Raw genomic sequence first — 20,603 nt, forward strand, 5'->3', positions numbered from 1 at the left:
AAGCGCTCGGTTAGCAAATCAAAAAGATATAGATAATTTTCTGCTATAGGAGGTGATTACAATCGCTGAAACAGTCAAAGGGTTAAACATCAAGTTAACGCTTGATGGTAAAGATTTAGAAAACGAACTTAACGGTATAAAAAAGGATCTTAAAGAACAAAACAAAGATCTCAAAGCCATTAATACTAATCTAAGATATGATAGTTCTAATCTTGATTTATGGAAATCAAAACAAGATAAACTTAATGACATCCTATCGACCACAAAAAAGCGACTTGATACTCAGAATAAAGAACTAGAAAAAGCCAAAAAAGCTGTTCAAATTGGCGATATGAGTCAAGATGAGTTTAATAAGCTCAAGCGGAATGTCCAATACACAGAAGCTGAGTTATCAAAACTAAACAATGAACTAGGTAAAACAAACAGTAAAATCAAAGAATTAAACAATGCTAAATTCGATAAGATTGGTAAACTTGGTTCAACACTTACAAAATCTGTTACGGTTCCTATATTAGGAGCCGTTTCTGCTTTAACAGCCTTTTCAGTCAAAGCAGCATATACTGCTGATACAATTGGCGATACCGCACAAAAGATAGGTTTATCTGCAGAAGCGTTTCAGGAATGGAATCATGTTGCTAAAATCATGGGATCATCAACTGAAAGTCTTAATAAGGCATTTATTAAAGTCAATGGTATCTTAGGTGATATTGCTACAGGTAATGCTGATAAAGTCGTTGATAGTTTAGCATTGATTGGATTAACTGTTGATGATATTAAGGGTAAGAACGCTGATGAGGCATTTGAAATCATTAGTGAAGCACTAAGTAAGGTGGAAGATGAAGCACTAAGAGTAGGTGTCGCCAATAAGTTTTTTGGTGAGAAAATCGGAACAGAACTCATACCTATTCTTTCCAGCGAGATTTCTACGATTAGAGATTTAAGACAAGAAGCAAGAGACTTAGGTATTGTTACTAATGAACAAGCAGCGCAAGCTGGTGAGTTTACCGATGCACTAGATCGTACGAAACAAGCATTATCAAGTTTAGGTGTCGATATTGCAACAACGATGATGCCAATCTTACAATCATTAATCATCAAAGTAAGAGATGAAATGATTCCAGTTGTCAAAGACTGGGTTGCTAAATGGAATGGGCTTGATTCAGATACGAAAAAAATGATCGCAACCCTTGTAGGTCTAGTTGCTGCGGTTGGTCCAGTTCTAGCCATTGTTGGTAAAGTTGGACCACTCTTAAATATTGTGGCCATGACGCTTAAAGGTGTCGGTTCTGCGGGGCTTTTTGCAGGGGCGGGTATAAACTTTGCTACGCTTGGTATAGGCGCGCTCATCGCCATTTTAGCGATGGCATTACTTCAAAGTGAGGAGTTTAAAGCATTATTAGGTAGACTCATGGAAACTTTCATGCAACTCTTGCCGCCGATTTTATCGATTGTCGATGCTCTGATGACTGCATTACAACCCATCCTCGATGTGATCATTGATCTCGTCGTTATGCTGATTGATTTACTCGTACCAATCTTAGATATCATACTGATGCCACTCATTATGCAAGTTGGAATGTTTGCAGAAATATTAGAAGCACTCGCACCACTCATTACGACCTTAGGCCAAGTTTTACAAGCCATATTAGTTCCAGCGATTAAAGTCTTAAAGACCGTACTAGATCCAATCCTAAAAGTGGTTCAAAAAATCATCGAGTTTATTCAAAAGGTCTTTGAATGGATTGGAAATCTACCTTCTAAAATAGGCGACTTTGGAGGAAAGATTAAAAACGTATTTGGCAGTGTAACAGAAGGTATCAGTAATATCGCATCAAACGTTACAGAAGGTATCAGTGATTTTGCAGGTAAAGCTGCAGATAAAGTTGGAGGACTATTTGGTAAGGTTGGAGGATTTTTTAGTGATACCTTTAATTTAAAAGGTTCAAGTATGGTCAATAATTCAAGCTCTAATTCATCATCAACGAATACAAACAACATCACCATCAACACAACATCTCCAACATTTGATATTGATTCTATTAACAGAGCGTTAGGAGGTAATGTGATTTGATTAGACAATTTTATTTAGAAAATGAGTATGGCGAGATCTATTATTTTGATCATAGAACCCAGACAATCATTACTCAAGCTAGTGGACTGGGATTTACACTAGATATCAAGTATCTGGAGTATAACCGTATCTATGCGAAATCAGAATATCAACTACCACTCACTGAAATCAGTGAAACCTTAGTCTTTTTAAAAGGTTATCAAGGCTATAAAGCATTTGTGGATTACTTATCAAAATCAAAAAAAGAACATAAACTTCATTACATCACACCTGCATTTAAAGCATATACAATTGTCGATGTATCAAACCTTTCTAAAGCTGAGCTCGTTAGCGGTACAATTCAAAGTCAAATTATCTTTAAAAAACTATCTCTTTGGATCAAAGAAAAAACATATGAGATAATTGCCAACGGCAGTAGTTATGGGAAAGTTTATCCCTACCCATATCCATTTATTTATGCAAACTCTTATCAAGGCATCACACATATTAATAATCAAGGATTAGATGAAGCACCGCTCAACATTGAGATTTATGGTGCTTTTTTAAATCCTGAAATTACAATCAAAAAGAACGGTAATATTATCCAAAGACTTAAACTATATGTTGAATCAGAAGATGCAACGCTAACTATCGTATCAAATCCCAGTGAACAAGTCATTCAGATGATTGAAAATGGATCGACTTATGATGTCTACGGCATGCAAGATTTTGAAGCGGATAACTTCTTATTCGTGAGTCATGGAGATTATGAGCTTGAATTTAAACCTGGTGTTAGTTCAACAACTGTTTGTAGAGTCACACTTTTTGAAGGTTATGTAGGTATTTGATATGAAAGTCATATTTTTAGATCGTAAAACATTAGGCTATAAGGACAATGCACCAGTTGGTAAAGCATATGAAATTATCCTAGATATGGTTCTCATTCAACGTTCAAGCTTTAAGCTAAACAAGACAAATATTGAGACTTCAATTGGCGATATAGTTATCGCCAAGAATGATGAATTTTCATATATTGGAATACTAGAAAGTATCGAACAAAAAGATGATCATTCAACAATTATTAGAACACTTGATTTTAGAGAGATCTTCAACTTGGATGTCTTAGTCACAAGTTTTACAGGGGATTTAATAGATTATCTGTATCAACTCATCTCTTCACACTTCAAAACAAATCCAGATACCTTGCAGAATTTAGATTACTTAACGATTCAAAAAGAAGCCAGTGTTACTGGATCACTGACCTATGAGGCTGATAAAGTTGAAAACATTTCAAAGATATTCGAGCTTGTTTCAAAAAGCTATGGGATTAGTTTTCAAACAGAAGTTGTTTATCTAAGAGGTAGAATCACTCATATATTATTTAAGATCGTAAATGTCCAAGAAGGACTGGTCATGAAGAGTAATTTTTCCTCTATTTTAAATGTAGAAACGAATGATTCATCTAGCCAAGTTATTAATAAGGTCATTTATTATCCAAGAAGTGATAATCAACTCCATACCTCAAGTATGGTTTTTTACTTATTAACAGATGGCAATATCACAACAGATATGAATCATGTCTTGCGTTATCAAGCAGTGATGACAAAAACATTTATCTATAGTGATCATGAATATGAAACGTTAGAAACTAAGGCAAGAAGTGAAATGGTAACTTCAAAGCTTGATCACCAGATTACATTTAATCTAGATTTGAATAATCAAGTTTTTATCCCATTTAAGAACTTTAATTTGGGAGATTATATTTCGTTTAAACATAATAAAAAAACATATGATACGGTTGTAACTGGACTGGTTTTTAAGGATACACTCAAAGTTGCAAAGGTCACACTTGGTGAATACCGAGTGAAATTAACAGAAAAGGTGCAATTATTGAGTAAAGCTAAATCACAACAGGTGAGTCATATTTCAATAACGAATACAGATTTAGATGGAGGTGAATTCTAATGGGGTTACAAAAAATTACATTTGAAGGTGGGAATGTCACTGCAAAAATCGATGCAGATTTATATCATTTCTTTAATTCATATGATGTTGGTATTTTAAAGAGTCTAAAGAATGAATGCTCGATGACACTAGCCAACAATACAATTACGTTTCAAGATGGTTATGTTTCAATCTACGGGAGAGTCATCTATATGGAAAATCAAACAACGATTGGCGTGACACCAGACTCAAGTAAAAGTGGTTATGTGATTTTAGGTGTTAATACATCAAATAATGAGGTAAACCTTTATTTAAAAGAACAAACAGGTGGCTATCCTTCTTTGACGCTAACCAATTTAATTAATAATGATGGACTTTATGAGTTTGTATTATGTGCTTATACCAAAACAACAACCTCTGTGACTTTAAATCAAGCCTATCAAAGGAAGTTTATTTTAAGTCCAAAAACGATCATTAATAATCTGGAACAAAGGTTATTAGTTAAATATATACCGCAAAGAAAGACATTAACCAAAGTATCAAATGGTGTCTATCAATTCTTTGGCACAAGTTCAACGGAACTTATGGAATCATTAGTTTATGTGTTTATCAATAATACGACAGTAATTAGTTTTCCAGGCGATAGTCTATTTATTCATATTGGTTCAAATAGAAATGTGAACTACAGATATGCTGGAGGAGATTATTCGCTTTCTGTGGTTTATGAAAATGGTGTTGTCACATTATCTTGTGGGAACACAATGCACAACATTACATCAGCTTACTTAAAAAAATAAGGAGGAAGTACTATGGCAACAATTCAAATTAAAAGAAGAACCTCTGCTGGGACAGGTCCACTCGTTGGAACAACCGGTAGTGTAAAAGCCGGTGAACCATTAGTTGATTTTACTGGTGAGCATCTCTATATTGCAAAGGCAGATAAAACTGCATCAGTATCCGTACCACTTGCAGATAGTGATTATCTAAAAATTCCATCTACAAGCAAGGTAGATACACAAATTGATACAAAGATTACAGCTTTAGGCTTAGGAACAGCTGCAACTAAAAATACAGGAACAGGAAATGGCAATGTGCCAATACTTGATGCGAACGGAAAACTAGCTGATAGTGTCGTTCCAAAGATTGCGATGACAAATACGTTTGTAGTTGCTTCACAAACAGCAATGCTAGCTTTATCAGCAGCTCAAGAAGGTGACGTTGCGGTTAGAACCGATTTAAACAAATCCTTTATCCTAAAGGCATCTCCATATTCAACGCTTGCAAACTGGCAAGAACTTTTAACACCAACCGATGCAGTAACGAGCGTCAATGGATCGACTGGTGCAGTTTCAATTACGCTTGCAGGTTTAGGCGGTGTTGCATCATCAACTTATAATACCCATGTTGCAAGTAACCTTCACTTAACAGAAACACAACGAAACGTTATCGCAAACATTATGAACTCACGCGTGGTTAGTGGTGCAGGATCTGATTTCTCTTTATCACAAGCAGCATTTGATGCAGCTGTCATTGGCAGTGGATTAAAGATAAATCAAGTCATCGATTCCAATTACACACCACATATGATTAAGTATTCAATTGGCATTGATTCAAGTAAAGTATTACAACCTTCATCTGTTATTGATGGTGGAACGTATTAATGGCGATTATTAGGGTTAAAAGAGGAACAGCTAAACCCACGACTGCACAACTTAATTATTTAGGAGAATTAGCGTTTGATTATAACAATAATGCTCTCTATGCAAGAACACCATCTTCAGTTGTTAAGATTGGTGGAGAATTAGAACTCGTTTACTCATATGAAGGTTACGCTTATACACATACCTTAAATTATGCTTTTGATCCAAATTATGTCTACAAGCTTCATATTATTTCTTCAACTTATGGTACATCAGTAGATACTTCGGACACCTATTTCTACTACAGGACTGCAGCATCGTCAACTTTACTTGGTAGCTATTTAAACTATCATGCAAGTACAGAAAGCAGTGTGTATCAAACGAGAAGTGCAAAAAATTCAACTATTCAATATATCGAAGACAGCTATGAATCAGGATCAACTATAACAAGCGGAATTACAAAAGTGATTTCATTTGATTTGTCACCTACCTTTAATGCATCTTTAAGTAATATCGCTCAATGGAATGCATATGGAAAAAGTGTAACGACTTTATCAGGACAAAGTGATACGACGGTTAAATCATGCGATTTTGTACATTCTGTTAATGGTAATCTTGGACAAATTTATATCAACACCGGTTTAAATCTTGGTTCACCAGATAGTCTATCGATTACGGTATATAGAATGAAAAGAAAGTAGGGATCATGTGGCAATTATAAAAGAATTAGATACCAAGTTTGGAGTACAGGCTTCATATCATCGAATTACAGCATTTAATATCAGTTATTCAAGGAAAAACATTGTTTTATGTGTCGCAACCTATCTATCAAAAGAAGCACGGCAAAATCATAGTGAACCTATTGAAGAGATTGATATCGAAATACCACAAAGTGATTTTAATACATTTTTAGAAACGAATCCGATTGAACGTGGCTATCTTTGGCTAAAAGAAAATGTGGTAGGTTTTGAAGACGCGGCAGATGATTTTGAAGTTGTAGATTCCATCTTAGAAGTAGAGACATTAGATAATGAAGAACCAGTTACTTAGTCAAATAGAAGGGCTTTTTCCTACTTCAAAGCTATTACTTGTTTATTATGGTGGTTCAATCGCATACGGCATACAAGATGATGAAAGTGATGAAGATATCACAGTTGTTCTTGATAACTTTAATGGAAATATTCATTTAAATCTTGATAAGATTGATTTGTTTGTATTCTCAAAAGAACGTTTTATCCAAAGACAGCATTTTGATGAATCAATTACTTCATACCACAGAGCGAGTGCAGATAACTTAATGAGCATTGATTCAAATCTGATTTATCTTGATTCTTCATTTGTAGATGAATTAGAGCATATTAAAAACTGTGATTCAAAGGAATTCATGCTAAAACATTTAAAAGCCCAGATTGATTATGGAAAAATGCGATTTGAAATCAATCAAAACTTAAAGTCACATTATCATATCTTTCGTTTGAGAGGTATGATTGATAACTATGATGAGACTGGCCATTACAATTTAACGGTACCAGAACCTTGGTATTCGAAAATGATGGACTATAAACATAATTGGGATAACAAGATAGGACAAAGCTATCTTGAGGAACTGGAAGCTGAGCTTCAATACTTAATAGAATACAGAGATAGGATGATAGATGATGGACTGGGATAATTTAATCACATTTTTTAGAATGGAAAACCTGATCTATTGGATTGTAACCATGGTTGTAGTTATTTTAACGACTATAAAGCAATTCAACAGACAGGATAAGAAAAGCAAATTGAGCAATGATGAAATTTTAACGAATTTACAGAAAATAGATAGGCAGAATGTCAAAATGCTGAATTTATTAGAAATGCATGGCCAAGATATTAGGACTTTAAAAAAGGATGTCAATATCCTTGAACACCGTGTATCTAGGCTAGAAGATTCACAAGTTAATATATATAAACGTCTAGGAGGACAAAACAGTGACAACACTTGAAATCATTTTACTCGTGATTAATATCGCCTTATTAGCTTTATACATCACTTCAAAGTTTAAAGAAAATAAAAGCCTTTCCTCAGTTATTAAAGAAGTTAAAGATGATATAAAACAATCTTCTGAAGTTGTATCTGAACTTATCTCTAAAGCTAAAGACATTGTTTTTGATGAAGCGGTTCAGAAAACCATCAAAGAATTTATTATGATTGTTGAGGAAAAGAATCAGCTTGCAAAATCTAAAGGTGAAGCATACCTAAATGGTGATGATAAGAAGCATGCAGTTATTGGAAGACTTAGTGAGTGGGTTTCAAATCTCACTGGATCAACTGAAAAAGCAATTCATTTCGTAGAAGATAATCAAAGTAAGATTGAGGCAATCATTGATGACTATATTTCCTTCAGCAATAAGATGCAAGGTAAATCCACTTTATCTGAAGCTGAGAAAATTATTGCAGAAAAGCTTTTGATACAAAGCAAATAGAATATATCAATAAACTATATTAAGCCATTGTATGAGTAAAATCACACAATGGCTTTTTTGTATTTTTAAAGATTATGTTTGAAACATTAGAAACTCTTATGAAATAAATGTTCGTTTTTTTAACAAAAAATCCCATTTACCCTTGTAATTTATAATTCAATCATATAAAATAGAATTATTCAATTATCGAACAATGGACGGTGAAGTCATGAGTGATAACTCGTTTTTCAAACCAACACTTTTATACAAAGAATTTATGATTTTAGATCTTATTGAAAAAGATGCTAATATTACACAAAGAGAAATTAGTAAGACTATTGGTGTAGCAGTCTCAATGATAAACAGCTACGTTGACAAGTATGAGAAAAATGGACTTATTAAAAGAAAAAAACACTCTACGAAGCATGTAGAGTATTTTGTCACTAAAAAAGGTGTGGAGAGAAGAAAACTTCTTAACATCTGGTATTTAAAATCAGCTCAGTCAGTTTATCAGTCTGCAACTAATAATATATTAGAATTTTTAAACGAGTTAGTTAAAAAGGGATACAGAAGTATCCTTCTATACCCAGCAGGGGAAGTTGCAGAGATTATTTTAAAAGTAATAAATGAGACACCCACTTGCAAAATAAATGTTGTAGCCATTGTTGATGATGATAATGATAAGCGCAATTCACTACTTTTAAACAAAGTAATCATTTCAAAAGAGGACATTATTAACTATGATCACGATTCTATTCTTGTTTCAAGCTATAAACATCATAAGATTTTACTGAAAAACTTACTATCAATAGAATATCCCAAAAATAAAATCACACAGTTTTTTGATTAATGGAGGATTAAATTTATGAATTATCTAATTGTTGTTGCCCATCCAGATGATGAAGTGCTTGGTGCAGGGGCCACTATGTTTAAACTATCTAACGAAGGACATAGAGTAGATGTATGTATTATGTCTGGTCATGTGGAAGCAAGAAAAGGTCGCCCTGAACTCAATGAATTAGATCATGATGTTCAGTCATCATTAGATTTTCTAGGTGTTAAAAACACTTTTAAGGGTACATTTCCTAACATTAAATTTAATAACGTCAATCATTTAGAATTAGTGCAATTCGTCGAAAAAGCAATTATTGATTCAGAAGCAGATGTAGTTATAACACATCATCCGGCTGATACAAACAATGATCACTTACACACTTCAATAGCAACACAAGCAGCTATAAGATTATTTCAAAGAAATTCTAAAGTTAAACCAATTAAAGAATTGTTATTTATGGAAGTTCCTTCATCTACCGAATGGTCTGTTAATAAGGCTATGAATGCTTTCAATCCGAATCTATTTATCGAAGTTGGAAAAGATGCAGTAGAAAAAAAAGTGTTTGCTCTATCTTTATATAGAGGTGTTATGAGACCATTTCCTCACCCAAGAAGTGATGAATTTATTAAAGGATTAGCAGCTTATCGAGGTGGGCAATCAGGAACTTATTACGCTGAAGCATTCGAGAGTGTATTTAGGAGAGGTTTTTAATGATCAAAACAGCATTCGTTACATGTGTGCAAATTGGACTAAGTTGTATAGAAGAAATTTATAAAATTGGTGGAAAACTAGATTTACTAATTACACTAAAGGATCATAAAGCAGCTGATAAGTCAGGGCGCATTTATCTAGATGAAATAGCAGCAAATAACAATGTACCGTTATTGAAAATTTATAATGTCAATGATAGAGAAGTTATTGAAGCGCTAGTCAAATATGATATCGATTGGTTATTTATCATTGGATGGTCTCAAATCGCAAAAAGTGAACTATTGAATACACCAAAAAAAGGGTGTATAGGTATGCATCCAACACTGCTTCCAATTGGAAGAGGTAGAGCAGCGATTCCTTGGGCTATCATAAAAGGACTGGATAAAACAGGTGTTACCATGTTTAAACTTAATGAAGGTGTAGACACAGGTGATATCATTACACAAGGTGAAATAGAACTTAGCAATGATATTATTGCTACTGAACTATACGATAAAGTAAATGCCATGCATACTAAGTTAATTAGAGATAAGTGGTTTGATATTATTTCTGATAACATAAGTCCAATAAAACAAGATGATGAATTAGCTACAGAATGGCCAGGTAGAAAACCTAAAGATGGAAAAATAAGTGAGGCAATGACAATGGATGAAGCCCATGCATTAGTTAGGGGGACGACCCATCCTTATCCGGGAGCATTCTTTATTAGAAATAGCAGTAAAATAGTTATCTGGAGTGCATCGAAGAATAAAAATGTTGGTGACATTAAATTAAAAGACGGATATTTGGAGTTAATAGATTATGAGGTTTTAGAACATGAAGAGTAAGTGGGGTCAATTATTTTTGAAAAGAACTGTTGACTTTGTATTTTCTATTTCAGTTTTACTTATTTTCTTACCGATTTGGTTAGTAGTCGCAATATTAATAAAATTAACCTCTAGAGGTCCAGTTTTCTTTTTACAAGATAGACCTGGGAAAAACAAAAAAATATTTAAAGTTTATAAATTTAGAACAATGAAACCGGGATCAGAAAAAATGATCAAGGGTAAAGAAGTACTAGGTGACGATGATAGAGTCACAATAATTGGTAAAGTTCTTAGAAGAACTAAAATCGATGAAATTCCACAAGTGCTCAATATTCTTAAAGGCGATATGAGTTTAGTTGGTCCAAGACCTGAACGCATTGCATCACTAGAAGAATATAATGAGGAGATATCTAAGAGATTGAACATTAGACCAGGTATTACTGGATTAGCACAAGTCAGTGGAAATATCTACCTAACTTTAAAAGATAGGTATCGATATGACGTATATTATGTAGAGCATTATTCATTTATTTTAGACGTTAAAATAATTATTAGAACAATTCTTGTGGTTATATTGGGAGAAGACAGATTCAAAGATAAGCCACTAGTATAGTCGTAAAGGAAGTATAACATGACAAAAATTCTTATAACAGGTAAAGATATTTACATAGGAACTTCATTTGAAAAATGGGTGAGTCAATGGTCAGACGTATATAAAGTTGAGGCTATTGATGTTCAAGACGACTCATGGAAAAAGCATGATTTTTCAGTTTATGATGTTGTTTTACACGTAGCAGCAATTGTTCATTTTAAGAAAAAAAATAAAAATCTTTACCATAAAGTTAATAGGGATTTAACATATGAAATCGCAAAAAAAACAAAGTTTGTTAGAGTTAAGCAGTTTATTTTATTAAGTACTATGGGTATATACGGCATAGAAAAGGGATATGTAGATTTATGGACTAACTTAAATCCAAAAACAAATTACGCTAAATCAAAGTTGGAAGCAGAAAATATGTTGTTAAATCTTGTTAGTAACACATTCTGTCTTCATATTACAAGACCTCCAATGGTTTATAATCACAATTGTATGGGCAATTATGTTACTTTAAGTAGATTTGCAAAATCGATGACTTTTGTACCTAAATTTAATAATAGCAGATGTTTGATTTATATTGATAACTTATGTAATTTTTTGATGAATATTATTGAATGTAAGATTTGTGGAATCAGCTTCCCTCAAAATGATGAGTATGTTTCATTATCCAATTTAATTTTCAATATTCGTAAATATGCTGGAAAGAATACAATGAGAACGCGAATTTTGAACATATCAAAAGTATTCATTCCTTTGTCAAAAAATTTTTCAAAAGTATTAGGAAATCTAGAGTATTCATATGATATGCCTGGAAGTCCACACGGGATGAAAAAGAAATATAAAACATATTACAATATTTTCTCATTTGAGGACAGCAGAAAAATGACGGAGGTATCAGAAAATGGAAAATAAGAGTTTGAACGTGTGGTTATTGCACCATTATGCTGTAACCCCAAAATATAATGGTTTATTTCGGCCATATATGTTTGCTAAAGAACTTAAATCGAATAATATCATTATTTCTACAATAGCTTCATCATATTTGCATTTTAGTGATACTAATTTAATAAAGAATAATACTAAATTCATTGTTGAAACTGATCAGCACTCTAATTTTGTTTATTTAAAAACTGTAAATGGAAACAAAGGATTTAGAAGATTACTTAATATGTTTTCTTATTATTTTAGATTGTTATCACTAAAGAATCATTTAATTAATGAAATTGGCTATCCAGATGTTATCGTTGCTTCATCGCCTCATCTGTTAACATTACTAGCAGGGATGAAATTATCAAGAAAAATGTCAGTTCCATTGATTTCAGAAATCAGAGATTTTTGGCCTGAAGTTATCTTCCAATCAGGCAAACTTTCTGAAAGATCGCTATTAGGTAAATTCTTATTGTCAATCGAAAAAAAAATTTATTATTATTCTAGTGCATTAATATTTCTTAAAGAGGGAGATTGTCAATATATTATTGACAGGCAATGGCATCGAGGTAAAAAAGCAATACTACTTGATAAAACGGTTTATATCAATAATGGTATTAATCTGACTGATTTTGATGAGAAAATAGATACTAAAATAGTCTTAAAAGATCCTGATCTATCATCTAATAAATTTAAAATAGTTTATACAGGTGCATTAAGAAAAATAAATGATATTGATTTCATTTTAGATGCCGCAAAACTCCTTACTAAAGAAAAGGTTTTGTTTCTAATTTATGGTGAAGGTACCGAAAGAGAAAGACTTCAGCAGAGGATAATTCGAGAAAATATAGATAATGTAAGAATTAAAGGCTATGTAAATAGAAGTTTAATCCCTAGTATACTATCAAACTCTAATATAAATTTGCTAAATTATTCTGATAATCTATATGATTGGTCAAGAGGAAATAGTTCAAATAAGTTGTTTGAGTATTTAGCTTCTCGTAAACCAGTAATTTCAACAGTTAAAATGGGATATTCTATTATCGAAAAGTATAGTTGTGGACTTGAAATTGAATCACACGAACCTATGAAACTAGCTCACGCTATAATTTCAATAATGAAGCTGTCTACTAAGGAATACACTTTAATGTCAAATAATGCTAGACAAGCAGCTGAAGAATATGATTATAATGTTTTATCAAGAAAATTTGAAGAAACTATTAGGAATGTTGCTAATGAAAAAACTTAGATTGATTATTAAGGAATTTGGTCTAATTTGGACTGTTTTTAGATTCTCCTATATTCTTAAACTTAAAGCATTAAACTTATTTCCTGTTCTATCGTTTGTTTTTGAAAAAAAAGTTCATATAAAAAAATTAGATATATTCAATTTAGATTTTACGCCAATTAATAGTTTCCTTAGTAAACTTGATAGTAGCGAAAAGGATAAAATAATTTTTAATGCAGACAATGCAATAAATGGTTTAATATATGCATTTGAATCTACATTATATGATTATGGAAATCCAATTCAGTGGAACTATAATCCTACAACAGGTAAAACCTATGATTTGAACAAAAAATGGTTTCAAATCAAAGATTTTGATAGAACTATTGGTGATATTAAGATTGTCTGGGAACCATCAAGATTTAAGCATTTGTTTATTTTAATAAGAGCTCACATGCTTACAAAGGATATTAAATATTATAATGCATTTTCTACCCAACTGAGTAGTTGGATAAAGACAAACAAATATGGTTATGGTCCCAACTACAAATGTGGACAAGAAGCTACATTGAGAATGATTAATGTTCTTTTAAGTTATAAATATTTTGCAGAGGTAGGGTTGGCAAACAACAATGATGAAGAAAATGTTTTAGCCATTTGTGAAGGTAGTTATAAAAAAGTGTTATCTAATTTTTATTATGCACATAGATGTATAAAAAACAATCATACTTTTACTGAAATCATTGGCCTTGTTATAGGAAGCAAGTTAATTTGTTCAAAACGGAAATTAGTAAAGTCAATTACGCTATTGGATAAAGAAATAACAAAGCAGTTTACAAACGATGGTGGCTTTACTCAATACTCATTTAATTATCAAAGATTTACTTTGCAGTTATTTGAACATTTCTTCAATTTAAAAGAAGTTGAAATTAGTGATTTAAAAAACACTCATATACTAACTAAAAGTTTGTTACAACTCTATAATTTACAAAATAAATCTGGCGAGGTTCCTAATTATGGATCAAATGATGGCGCTTTAATATTCCCGGTTTCTAATTCTGATTATTCCGATTATAGACCGATGATAAATGCATTATATGCAAAAATAAATAATAAAAAACTTTACATGAATAATATTTATGATGAGGAATTATTGTGGAATAATATTAAGTCAAACATAGTTCTAGAGGAGTTAAGAAGAGAAACTAATCATTATAATAACATAGGTCACTATGTGTATAGGTTTGATAAATATCATGTATTTATTCCACTTCAAGAATATAAGTCAAGGCCAGCACATATGGATCAACTACATTTGGACTTATGGGTTGATGGTGTAAATGTGTTGTCAGATTCTGGCACATATAGTTATGCTAGTAAATTAGGACAAAACTTATCAAAAACAGCAGCACATAACGTTCCTTATATAGATATTGAACAAATGAATAAAATCAGTGAATTTATGGTACTTAATAGGAGCAAATCAAGAATATTGAAATTAGATGATTATAATTTTATTGGCGAATGTATATTTATAAACAATTATACACATGTTAGACAATTGCAATTTGCAAATGACTACTTTTATTTGAAGGATAAGGTATTAACAAGTGAAAAAGAAATTAGTTATTATTTTCATACACCTTTAATGCCAATTATAGAAAATGGAAAAATTAAAATCGAGGCTAGTGATAAGTTTACTCTATATATCGAATATTCACTAGATTTAAAAGTTATTGTTGAAGAAATATACCAAAGCAAATATTATATGCAACAAATAAAAGCTTATCAAATAATTTTTATAGATAATAATAATAATGAACAAAAATTTAAATTTAGAATAGAAAGTAAGGAGAATAGAAATGATTAATGTTATAGGATTAGGCTACATAGGATTACCAACAGCACTTATTTTGGCTAAAAATGGAAATAGAGTTGTCGGTACAGATTTGAATGCTAAACTCGTTGAAAAATTGAATAATAATATTTTGACTTTTGAAGAAAAGGGTCTAAACGAACTATTTACTGATGCTGTTTCAAATGGCATTGAGTTTACAACTGATTATCAAAATACTAACATGTATATAGTTGCAGTACCAACACCTTTTATGCATTTAAGTAAAAAATTAGATCCCACATACGTAATAAGTGCAGTGAAAAGCATAATGAAAATCGCTGATAAAGGTGCTGTGATTATTATTGAATCTACAATATCTCCTGGTTCTATAGATAAGCATATCAGACCAGTGATTGAAGAAAAAGGATACATCATTGGAAAAGACATTCACTTGGTTCATGCTCCTGAAAGAATTATACCAGGTAATATGATCTATGAATTAGTGTACAATTCAAGAACTATAGGAGCCGACTCTATGGTTGTAGCACAAGAAGTAAAGAATATTTATGCTACTTTTTGTAAAGAGGAAATCGTTTTAACAGACATTAGATCAGCTGAAATGTCAAAGGTTGTGGAGAACACTTTTAGGGATGTGAATATAGCTTTTGCAAATGAGTTAGCTAAAATATGTAGATCAGATAATATGGATGTGTATGAGATAATTAGAATAGCAAACAAACATCCAAGGGTAAATATACTACAGCCAGGTCCAGGTGTTGGAGGTCATTGCATATCTGTTGATCCATGGTTTTTGGTTGGCGATTATCCTGATCTAACAAACCTTATATTAGCAGCCAGAAAAATTAATGACTCTATGCCTTCACATGTTTTGAAAAGAATTAGTTCTATTATGAAAGAACAAAATATAAAGGATGTTTCACGTGTAGGACTTTATGGTTTAACCTATAAGGAAAATGTCGATGATGTCCGTGAGAGTCCAACGTTGCAGTTGTTAAAAAAATTAGAAGAGAATTTATCGTATGGAATTAAAGTTTATGACCCTTATATTAAAGAGAAAATGGTTGAAAACCAATACTTTAGTCTTGATACTTTCTTAAAAGAAATTGACATATTAGTTATTATGGTGGCACATGATGAGATAAAAGAGAATTTAAATCTTATAAACGACATGAAGATTCTTGATACGAAAAATATTGTAAAAGATAAAAATGACATTTACAAACTTTAGGAGGTTGTATGAAGAAAATAATGGTTGTATTTGGTACTCGTCCTGAGGCAATAAAAATGTGTTCCTTAGTTAATGAGTTAAAAACTAGAGATTCTATAGAGACTATCGTTTGTGTAACTGGACAACATAGAGAAATGTTGGACCAGGTACTGCACGCATTCAGTGTTGTACCTGATTATGATCTATCTATTATGAAAAAAGGACAGACTTTGTTTGATATAACAACATCTATTTTAGATAAAATGAAAGATGTTCTCGAGAAAGTAAAGCCAGATGTAGTTTTAGTACATGGTGATACATCAACAACATTTATTACAAGTCTCGCATGTTTTTATTTGCAAATTCCTGTAGGACATGTAGAAGCCGGGTTGAGAACATACAATATTTACTCACCTTATCCTGAAGAATTTAATAGACAAGCAGTTGGAATTATTGCAAAATACCATTTTGCTCCAACTAATATTTCAAAAGAAAACCTTATTAAAGAAGGGAAATGTGAAAAAGATATTTATGTAACGGGGAACACTGCTATTGATGCATTGAAAACTACTGTTAATGATAAATATGATCACGATTTACTAAACTGGGCTTCTGATTCTAGATTAGTTATGATAACTGCGCATAGAAGAGAAAATCTCGGTAAACCTATGGAAAATATGTTTAAAGCAATAAAAAGGATTCTTGATGAGTATGATGATGTTAAAGCAATTTATCCAATTCATTTAAATCCACTAGTTAGAGAAACTGCAGCAAAGATATTTGGTAATATGGATAGATTGAAATTAATCGAACCATTAGAAGTTATTGATTTTCATAACTTTTTGGCAAGATCATATTTAATTTTAACTGATAGTGGTGGTATTCAAGAAGAAGCACCAAGTCTTGGGAAACCCGTCCTAGTAATGAGGGATACCACAGAAAGACCTGAGGGTATAAAAGCAGGCACATTAAAATTAGTAGGAACAAATGAAGAAACTATTTATAACAACTTTAAGATATTACTAAATGATATTAATGTATACAATGCAATGAGTAAAGCATCGAATCCTTATGGAGATGGAAATGCATCGAAACGAATAGCAGATATATTGCAAATTGAAAAGAAAGAGGTATAGGAATGAAACAATTATTTTTAAATATAAAGAGTGGAGATGTTGAGTTAATTGAAACACCTAAACCCACTGCAAAAGAAAATTATGTCATAGTTGAAACGTTGTATTCAGTAGTTAGTGCAGGAACTGAAAGATCTTTAGCATCTTTTGGTAATAAAAATCTACTACAAAAAGCAATAGAAAGACCAGACCAGCTAAAAAAAGTATTAGAAAAAATATCTACTGACGGACTCTTAACAACTATTGAAGCGGCTTTTAATAAGTTAGAGGAGCCAATGCCTCTTGGATATACTGGTGTTGGTAGAATAATAGAATGTGGTAAAAATACATCTGAGTATTTTGTAGGTGACATTGTAGCTATGGTTGGACAAGCTTATCACTCAGAGATTAATCGAGTCAATAAAAATTTAATAACAAAAGTATCAAACGATGAAAAAGTTATTAAACAAGCAGCTTTTGCTGCATTAGGAGGAATAGCTTTACAGGGAATACACCAGTCAGATGTGAAACCTGGTGAAACAGTAGCAATTATTGGCATGGGTTTATTAGGACATATCACTGCAAGAATATTAAATGCATATGGTTGTGATGTGATTGGACTAGATATAAATAACAAAGAATTGTTAGATACAAAATTGAAAGCTTTTATTTTAACTACAGACAAAAATCTTATCGATTCTGTAAATTCACTTACAAAACATAGGGGTGTAGATAAAGTAATTATCACGGCTTCTACATCAAGTAACGATCCTGTGGATATTGCTGCTGCAATAGCTAGAGACAAAGCAATTATTTGTATGATTGGTGTTACAAAAATGGAACTGGATAGACGTCCATTCTATGAAAAAGAATTAACTTTCACAATGGCAAGATCATATGGTCCTGGACGATATGATTTAAACTACGAAGAAAAGGGAATTGATTATCCTATAGGTCATGTTCGTTTCACTGAAGGTAGAAACATCGAAGAGTTTATAAGATTAATAGAAAACAACAAAATTAATTTAACAGACTTAATAACTCATATATATGATTTTAAAGAGTCCAGTGATGCTTACAATTTAATCACTAATAATCCAAACAATGAGAAATATATTGGAATATTATTTAATTATTTAGAAAGCGAAAGCAAAAATGATGATAAAATTATATTAAACAAAAAACCGATATTAAACCCAGATAATATAAGTATTGGTATTATTGGTGGAGGAGCTTTTGCTAGAAGTACGCTCTTAAAGAATATGAAGAAATCGAAAAAATTTAATTTTAGATCAATAGCTACTACGGGTGGGATTAGTTCGGCTCAAACAACAAAAATGTATAAATTTGATTATGCAACAAATAATTATAGTGATTTATTAGCTGATGATAGTATAGATTTAATTGTTATCTCTACAGCACATAATTCACATGCAGCATTTGTTATTGAAGCACTTAATAATAACAAAAATGTTTATTGTGAAAAGCCACTTTGCTTGAATATGGAAGAGCTAAATCAAATAGAAAAAGCATATTCATTGTCCAAAGGTGAATTGTTTGTAGGCCTGAACAGAAAACATTCACCATTTATAAGGCAGATAAAAAAAGATATAAGTACTTCATCTTCAAACATTTATAATTATCAATGTAATGCTGGTCATATACCAAAGGATAACTGGAATCAAGACGAGAATATCGGTGGTGGACGCATTATTGGTGAAGCTATTCATTTTGTAGATACTTTACAATTTTTAGAAGGTAATGATATTACAAACATCATAACTACATATGCAAAAAATGATAATGGATCCAAAGACAATGCAGTAATGACTATTTCTTTTAGCAATGGTTCAGTTGGAACGATAATATATACTTCTGTAGGATCAAAAAAATTCCCAAAAGAGAAACTAGTTGTTCATTCGACAGGGAAAACATTCGAAATGACAAACTATTTAAAGTTGGTTAAATATTCTACTATTTCAAAAAATAAATCTAAGCTAAGACAAAACAAGGGATTTCTTGAAGAATATGACTTCATATATAATGTTTTAGTTGGAAACCAGAAAAATATATACATTAATTCTACTTTCAATAATCATCGACAATTAATGATGTCTCTTGAAAATTCAATAGAGTTGACACCAAATGAAAAGTAAAATATGCTTAATAACCACACGGAATTTGTTTAATATTAGTAGTCTCCACAAATATTTAGATATATCGAATGACATGGATATTATTTATTGGGATCAACACAGTATCAATGAATTATTTGAAGGAAAAACAGCTCACAAATTTGCTTTTAATTTAACATATAATAAATCCAAAATTAAGAAACTGCAAGGGTATTTAAAATATAGAAGATATATAATTAAAGTACTTAAAAAAGAAAAATATGATAAATTAATAATTCTTCCAACTCAAGTTGGTCTTTTGATTTATAAATATCTATTAAAACATTATAGAAACAAATATATTTTAGATATTAGAGATTATTCAGGTGAAAGAAATAAAGTAAAGTACTATTTTATTAGTAACTTAGTAAAAAACTCTCTTCAAACTGTCATTACTTCGCAAGCATATAGGAACTTTTTACCAGAACATAACTATATTATCTCGCATAATATTTCGTCAACAAAATTCGAATATCCAAAAAAAGAAGATAACCCTAAGCCAAGAAGTGAAAAAATCATAATTTCATGTATTGGTAGTATTAGATTTATTGAGCAATTCAAAAAAATAATAAACATATTTAAAAACGACAATAGATTCGAGTTAAGATTTATTGGAAGAGGATCAGAAAACTTAAGGTTATTTGTAGAAAAAGAATCAATCAAGAACGTTAAATTAATTGGAAGATTTGTCAAAGAAAAAACAATTGATTTCTACTTAGAAACTGACATAATACTAAATACATATGGTAACAATAATCCATATTTAGACTATGCGTTATCTAATAAGTTGTATTATGGTGTTCAATTGAATATTCCATTAATTGTTGATAAGGATACATATATGTCAGAAATTGTTAATAAATATAACCTTGGATTTGTTATTGACTATGAAGCTAATAGAATTCCTGATTTTGTTTATGATAGTTACATAAAAATAGATTTTAATGATTTCAAAATAAGATGTAATAATTTTTTAGAGATTGTAAGTAATGATGAAGAAACATTTAAATCAGTTATAACGAGTTGTTTAATTAATAAAGAGGATTGATTGTAATAATTGATAAGATA

The 20,603-nt window shown here is 31.3% G+C and carries 21 protein-coding genes; all 21 read left to right on the forward strand.

Annotated features, from left to right (window positions below; translation table 11 throughout):
- Positions 1-52: 52 nt before the first annotated feature.
- The 21 genes from ACHAJD_RS02400 to ACHAJD_RS02500 all read left to right on the forward strand — a co-directional run bounded on the left by ACHAJD_RS02400 (position 53) and on the right by ACHAJD_RS02500 (position 20,583).
- Entirely contained in the window at positions 53-2,071 is a 2,019-nt protein-coding gene (locus ACHAJD_RS02400; RefSeq protein WP_435584260.1) for a phage tail tape measure protein, read from the forward strand.
- On the forward strand, positions 2,068-2,898 hold the full coding sequence (locus ACHAJD_RS02405) for a phage distal tail protein domain-containing protein (protein ID WP_435584261.1): 831 nt from the start codon (positions 2,068-2,070) through the stop codon (positions 2,896-2,898). The genes ACHAJD_RS02400 and ACHAJD_RS02405 overlap by 4 nt, the downstream gene beginning before the upstream one ends.
- Position 2,899: 1 nt before the next feature.
- The gene (locus tag ACHAJD_RS02410) at positions 2,900-4,015 is read left to right on the forward strand and encodes a hypothetical protein (protein WP_435584262.1); all 1,116 of its coding nucleotides are present in this window, start codon (positions 2,900-2,902) and stop codon (positions 4,013-4,015) included.
- A complete protein-coding gene (locus tag ACHAJD_RS02415; RefSeq protein WP_435584263.1) occupies positions 4,015-4,791 on the forward strand; it encodes a hypothetical protein in 777 nt (258 codons plus the stop codon). The genes ACHAJD_RS02410 and ACHAJD_RS02415 overlap by 1 nt, the downstream gene beginning before the upstream one ends.
- Positions 4,792-4,803: 12 nt before the next feature.
- Positions 4,804-5,655 carry a hypothetical protein gene (locus ACHAJD_RS02420; protein ID WP_435584264.1) on the forward strand — a complete coding sequence of 284 codons (852 nt, stop codon included), beginning with the start codon at positions 4,804-4,806 and terminating at the stop codon, positions 5,653-5,655.
- Positions 5,655-6,335, forward strand: a complete 681-nt coding sequence (locus tag ACHAJD_RS02425; protein ID WP_435584265.1) for a hypothetical protein — start codon at positions 5,655-5,657, stop codon at positions 6,333-6,335. Before ACHAJD_RS02420 ends, ACHAJD_RS02425 begins: the two co-directional genes overlap by 1 nt.
- A 7-nt stretch (positions 6,336-6,342) precedes the next feature.
- Positions 6,343-6,684: a hypothetical protein gene (locus tag ACHAJD_RS02430; RefSeq protein WP_435584266.1), complete on the forward strand. Its 342-nt coding sequence runs from the start codon at positions 6,343-6,345 to the stop codon at positions 6,682-6,684.
- Positions 6,665-7,306 (forward strand): hypothetical protein, encoded by a 642-nt coding sequence (locus ACHAJD_RS02435; RefSeq protein WP_435584267.1) that lies wholly within the window; start codon positions 6,665-6,667, stop codon positions 7,304-7,306. The genes ACHAJD_RS02430 and ACHAJD_RS02435 overlap by 20 nt, the downstream gene beginning before the upstream one ends.
- A complete protein-coding gene (locus ACHAJD_RS02440) occupies positions 7,293-7,619 on the forward strand; it encodes a hypothetical protein (protein WP_435584268.1) in 327 nt (108 codons plus the stop codon). Before ACHAJD_RS02435 ends, ACHAJD_RS02440 begins: the two co-directional genes overlap by 14 nt.
- Complete coding sequence (locus tag ACHAJD_RS02445) at positions 7,606-8,100, forward strand: hypothetical protein (protein ID WP_435584269.1); 495 nt, start codon at positions 7,606-7,608, stop codon at positions 8,098-8,100. The genes ACHAJD_RS02440 and ACHAJD_RS02445 overlap by 14 nt, the downstream gene beginning before the upstream one ends.
- Before the next feature lie 208 nt (positions 8,101-8,308).
- Positions 8,309-8,929 carry a winged helix-turn-helix transcriptional regulator gene (locus ACHAJD_RS02450; RefSeq protein WP_435584270.1) on the forward strand — a complete coding sequence of 207 codons (621 nt, stop codon included), beginning with the start codon at positions 8,309-8,311 and terminating at the stop codon, positions 8,927-8,929.
- A 15-nt stretch (positions 8,930-8,944) separates the two neighbouring features.
- Positions 8,945-9,625 carry a PIG-L deacetylase family protein gene (locus ACHAJD_RS02455; protein ID WP_435584271.1) on the forward strand — a complete coding sequence of 227 codons (681 nt, stop codon included), beginning with the start codon at positions 8,945-8,947 and terminating at the stop codon, positions 9,623-9,625.
- Entirely contained in the window at positions 9,625-10,452 is an 828-nt protein-coding gene (locus ACHAJD_RS02460) for a formyltransferase family protein (RefSeq protein WP_435584272.1), read from the forward strand. The genes ACHAJD_RS02455 and ACHAJD_RS02460 overlap by 1 nt, the downstream gene beginning before the upstream one ends.
- The gene (locus ACHAJD_RS02465; protein ID WP_435584273.1) at positions 10,442-11,044 is read left to right on the forward strand and encodes a sugar transferase; all 603 of its coding nucleotides are present in this window, start codon (positions 10,442-10,444) and stop codon (positions 11,042-11,044) included. The genes ACHAJD_RS02460 and ACHAJD_RS02465 overlap by 11 nt, the downstream gene beginning before the upstream one ends.
- An 18-nt stretch (positions 11,045-11,062) precedes the next feature.
- Positions 11,063-11,941 carry an NAD-dependent epimerase/dehydratase family protein gene (locus ACHAJD_RS02470; protein WP_435584274.1) on the forward strand — a complete coding sequence of 293 codons (879 nt, stop codon included), beginning with the start codon at positions 11,063-11,065 and terminating at the stop codon, positions 11,939-11,941.
- The gene (locus tag ACHAJD_RS02475; RefSeq protein WP_435584275.1) at positions 11,931-13,205 is read left to right on the forward strand and encodes a glycosyltransferase family 4 protein; all 1,275 of its coding nucleotides are present in this window, start codon (positions 11,931-11,933) and stop codon (positions 13,203-13,205) included. Before ACHAJD_RS02470 ends, ACHAJD_RS02475 begins: the two co-directional genes overlap by 11 nt.
- Complete coding sequence (locus tag ACHAJD_RS02480) at positions 13,192-15,054, forward strand: heparinase II/III domain-containing protein (protein ID WP_435584276.1); 1,863 nt, start codon at positions 13,192-13,194, stop codon at positions 15,052-15,054. Before ACHAJD_RS02475 ends, ACHAJD_RS02480 begins: the two co-directional genes overlap by 14 nt.
- A complete protein-coding gene (locus tag ACHAJD_RS02485) occupies positions 15,047-16,270 on the forward strand; it encodes a nucleotide sugar dehydrogenase (RefSeq protein ID WP_435584277.1) in 1,224 nt (407 codons plus the stop codon). Before ACHAJD_RS02480 ends, ACHAJD_RS02485 begins: the two co-directional genes overlap by 8 nt.
- Before the next feature lie 8 nt (positions 16,271-16,278).
- Positions 16,279-17,385 carry a non-hydrolyzing UDP-N-acetylglucosamine 2-epimerase gene (gene wecB / locus ACHAJD_RS02490; RefSeq protein WP_435584278.1) on the forward strand — a complete coding sequence of 369 codons (1,107 nt, stop codon included), beginning with the start codon at positions 16,279-16,281 and terminating at the stop codon, positions 17,383-17,385.
- A 2-nt stretch (positions 17,386-17,387) separates the two neighbouring features.
- Positions 17,388-19,517: a bi-domain-containing oxidoreductase gene (locus ACHAJD_RS02495; protein WP_435584279.1), complete on the forward strand. Its 2,130-nt coding sequence runs from the start codon at positions 17,388-17,390 to the stop codon at positions 19,515-19,517.
- Entirely contained in the window at positions 19,507-20,583 is a 1,077-nt protein-coding gene (locus tag ACHAJD_RS02500) for a glycosyltransferase family protein (protein WP_435584280.1), read from the forward strand. Before ACHAJD_RS02495 ends, ACHAJD_RS02500 begins: the two co-directional genes overlap by 11 nt.
- Positions 20,584-20,603: the final 20 nt, after the last annotated feature.

This window comes from Liberiplasma polymorphum, from assembly GCF_043951795.1.
Classification (GTDB): Bacteria; Bacillota_I; Bacilli_A; order Izemoplasmatales; family Izemoplasmataceae; genus Liberiplasma; species Liberiplasma polymorphum.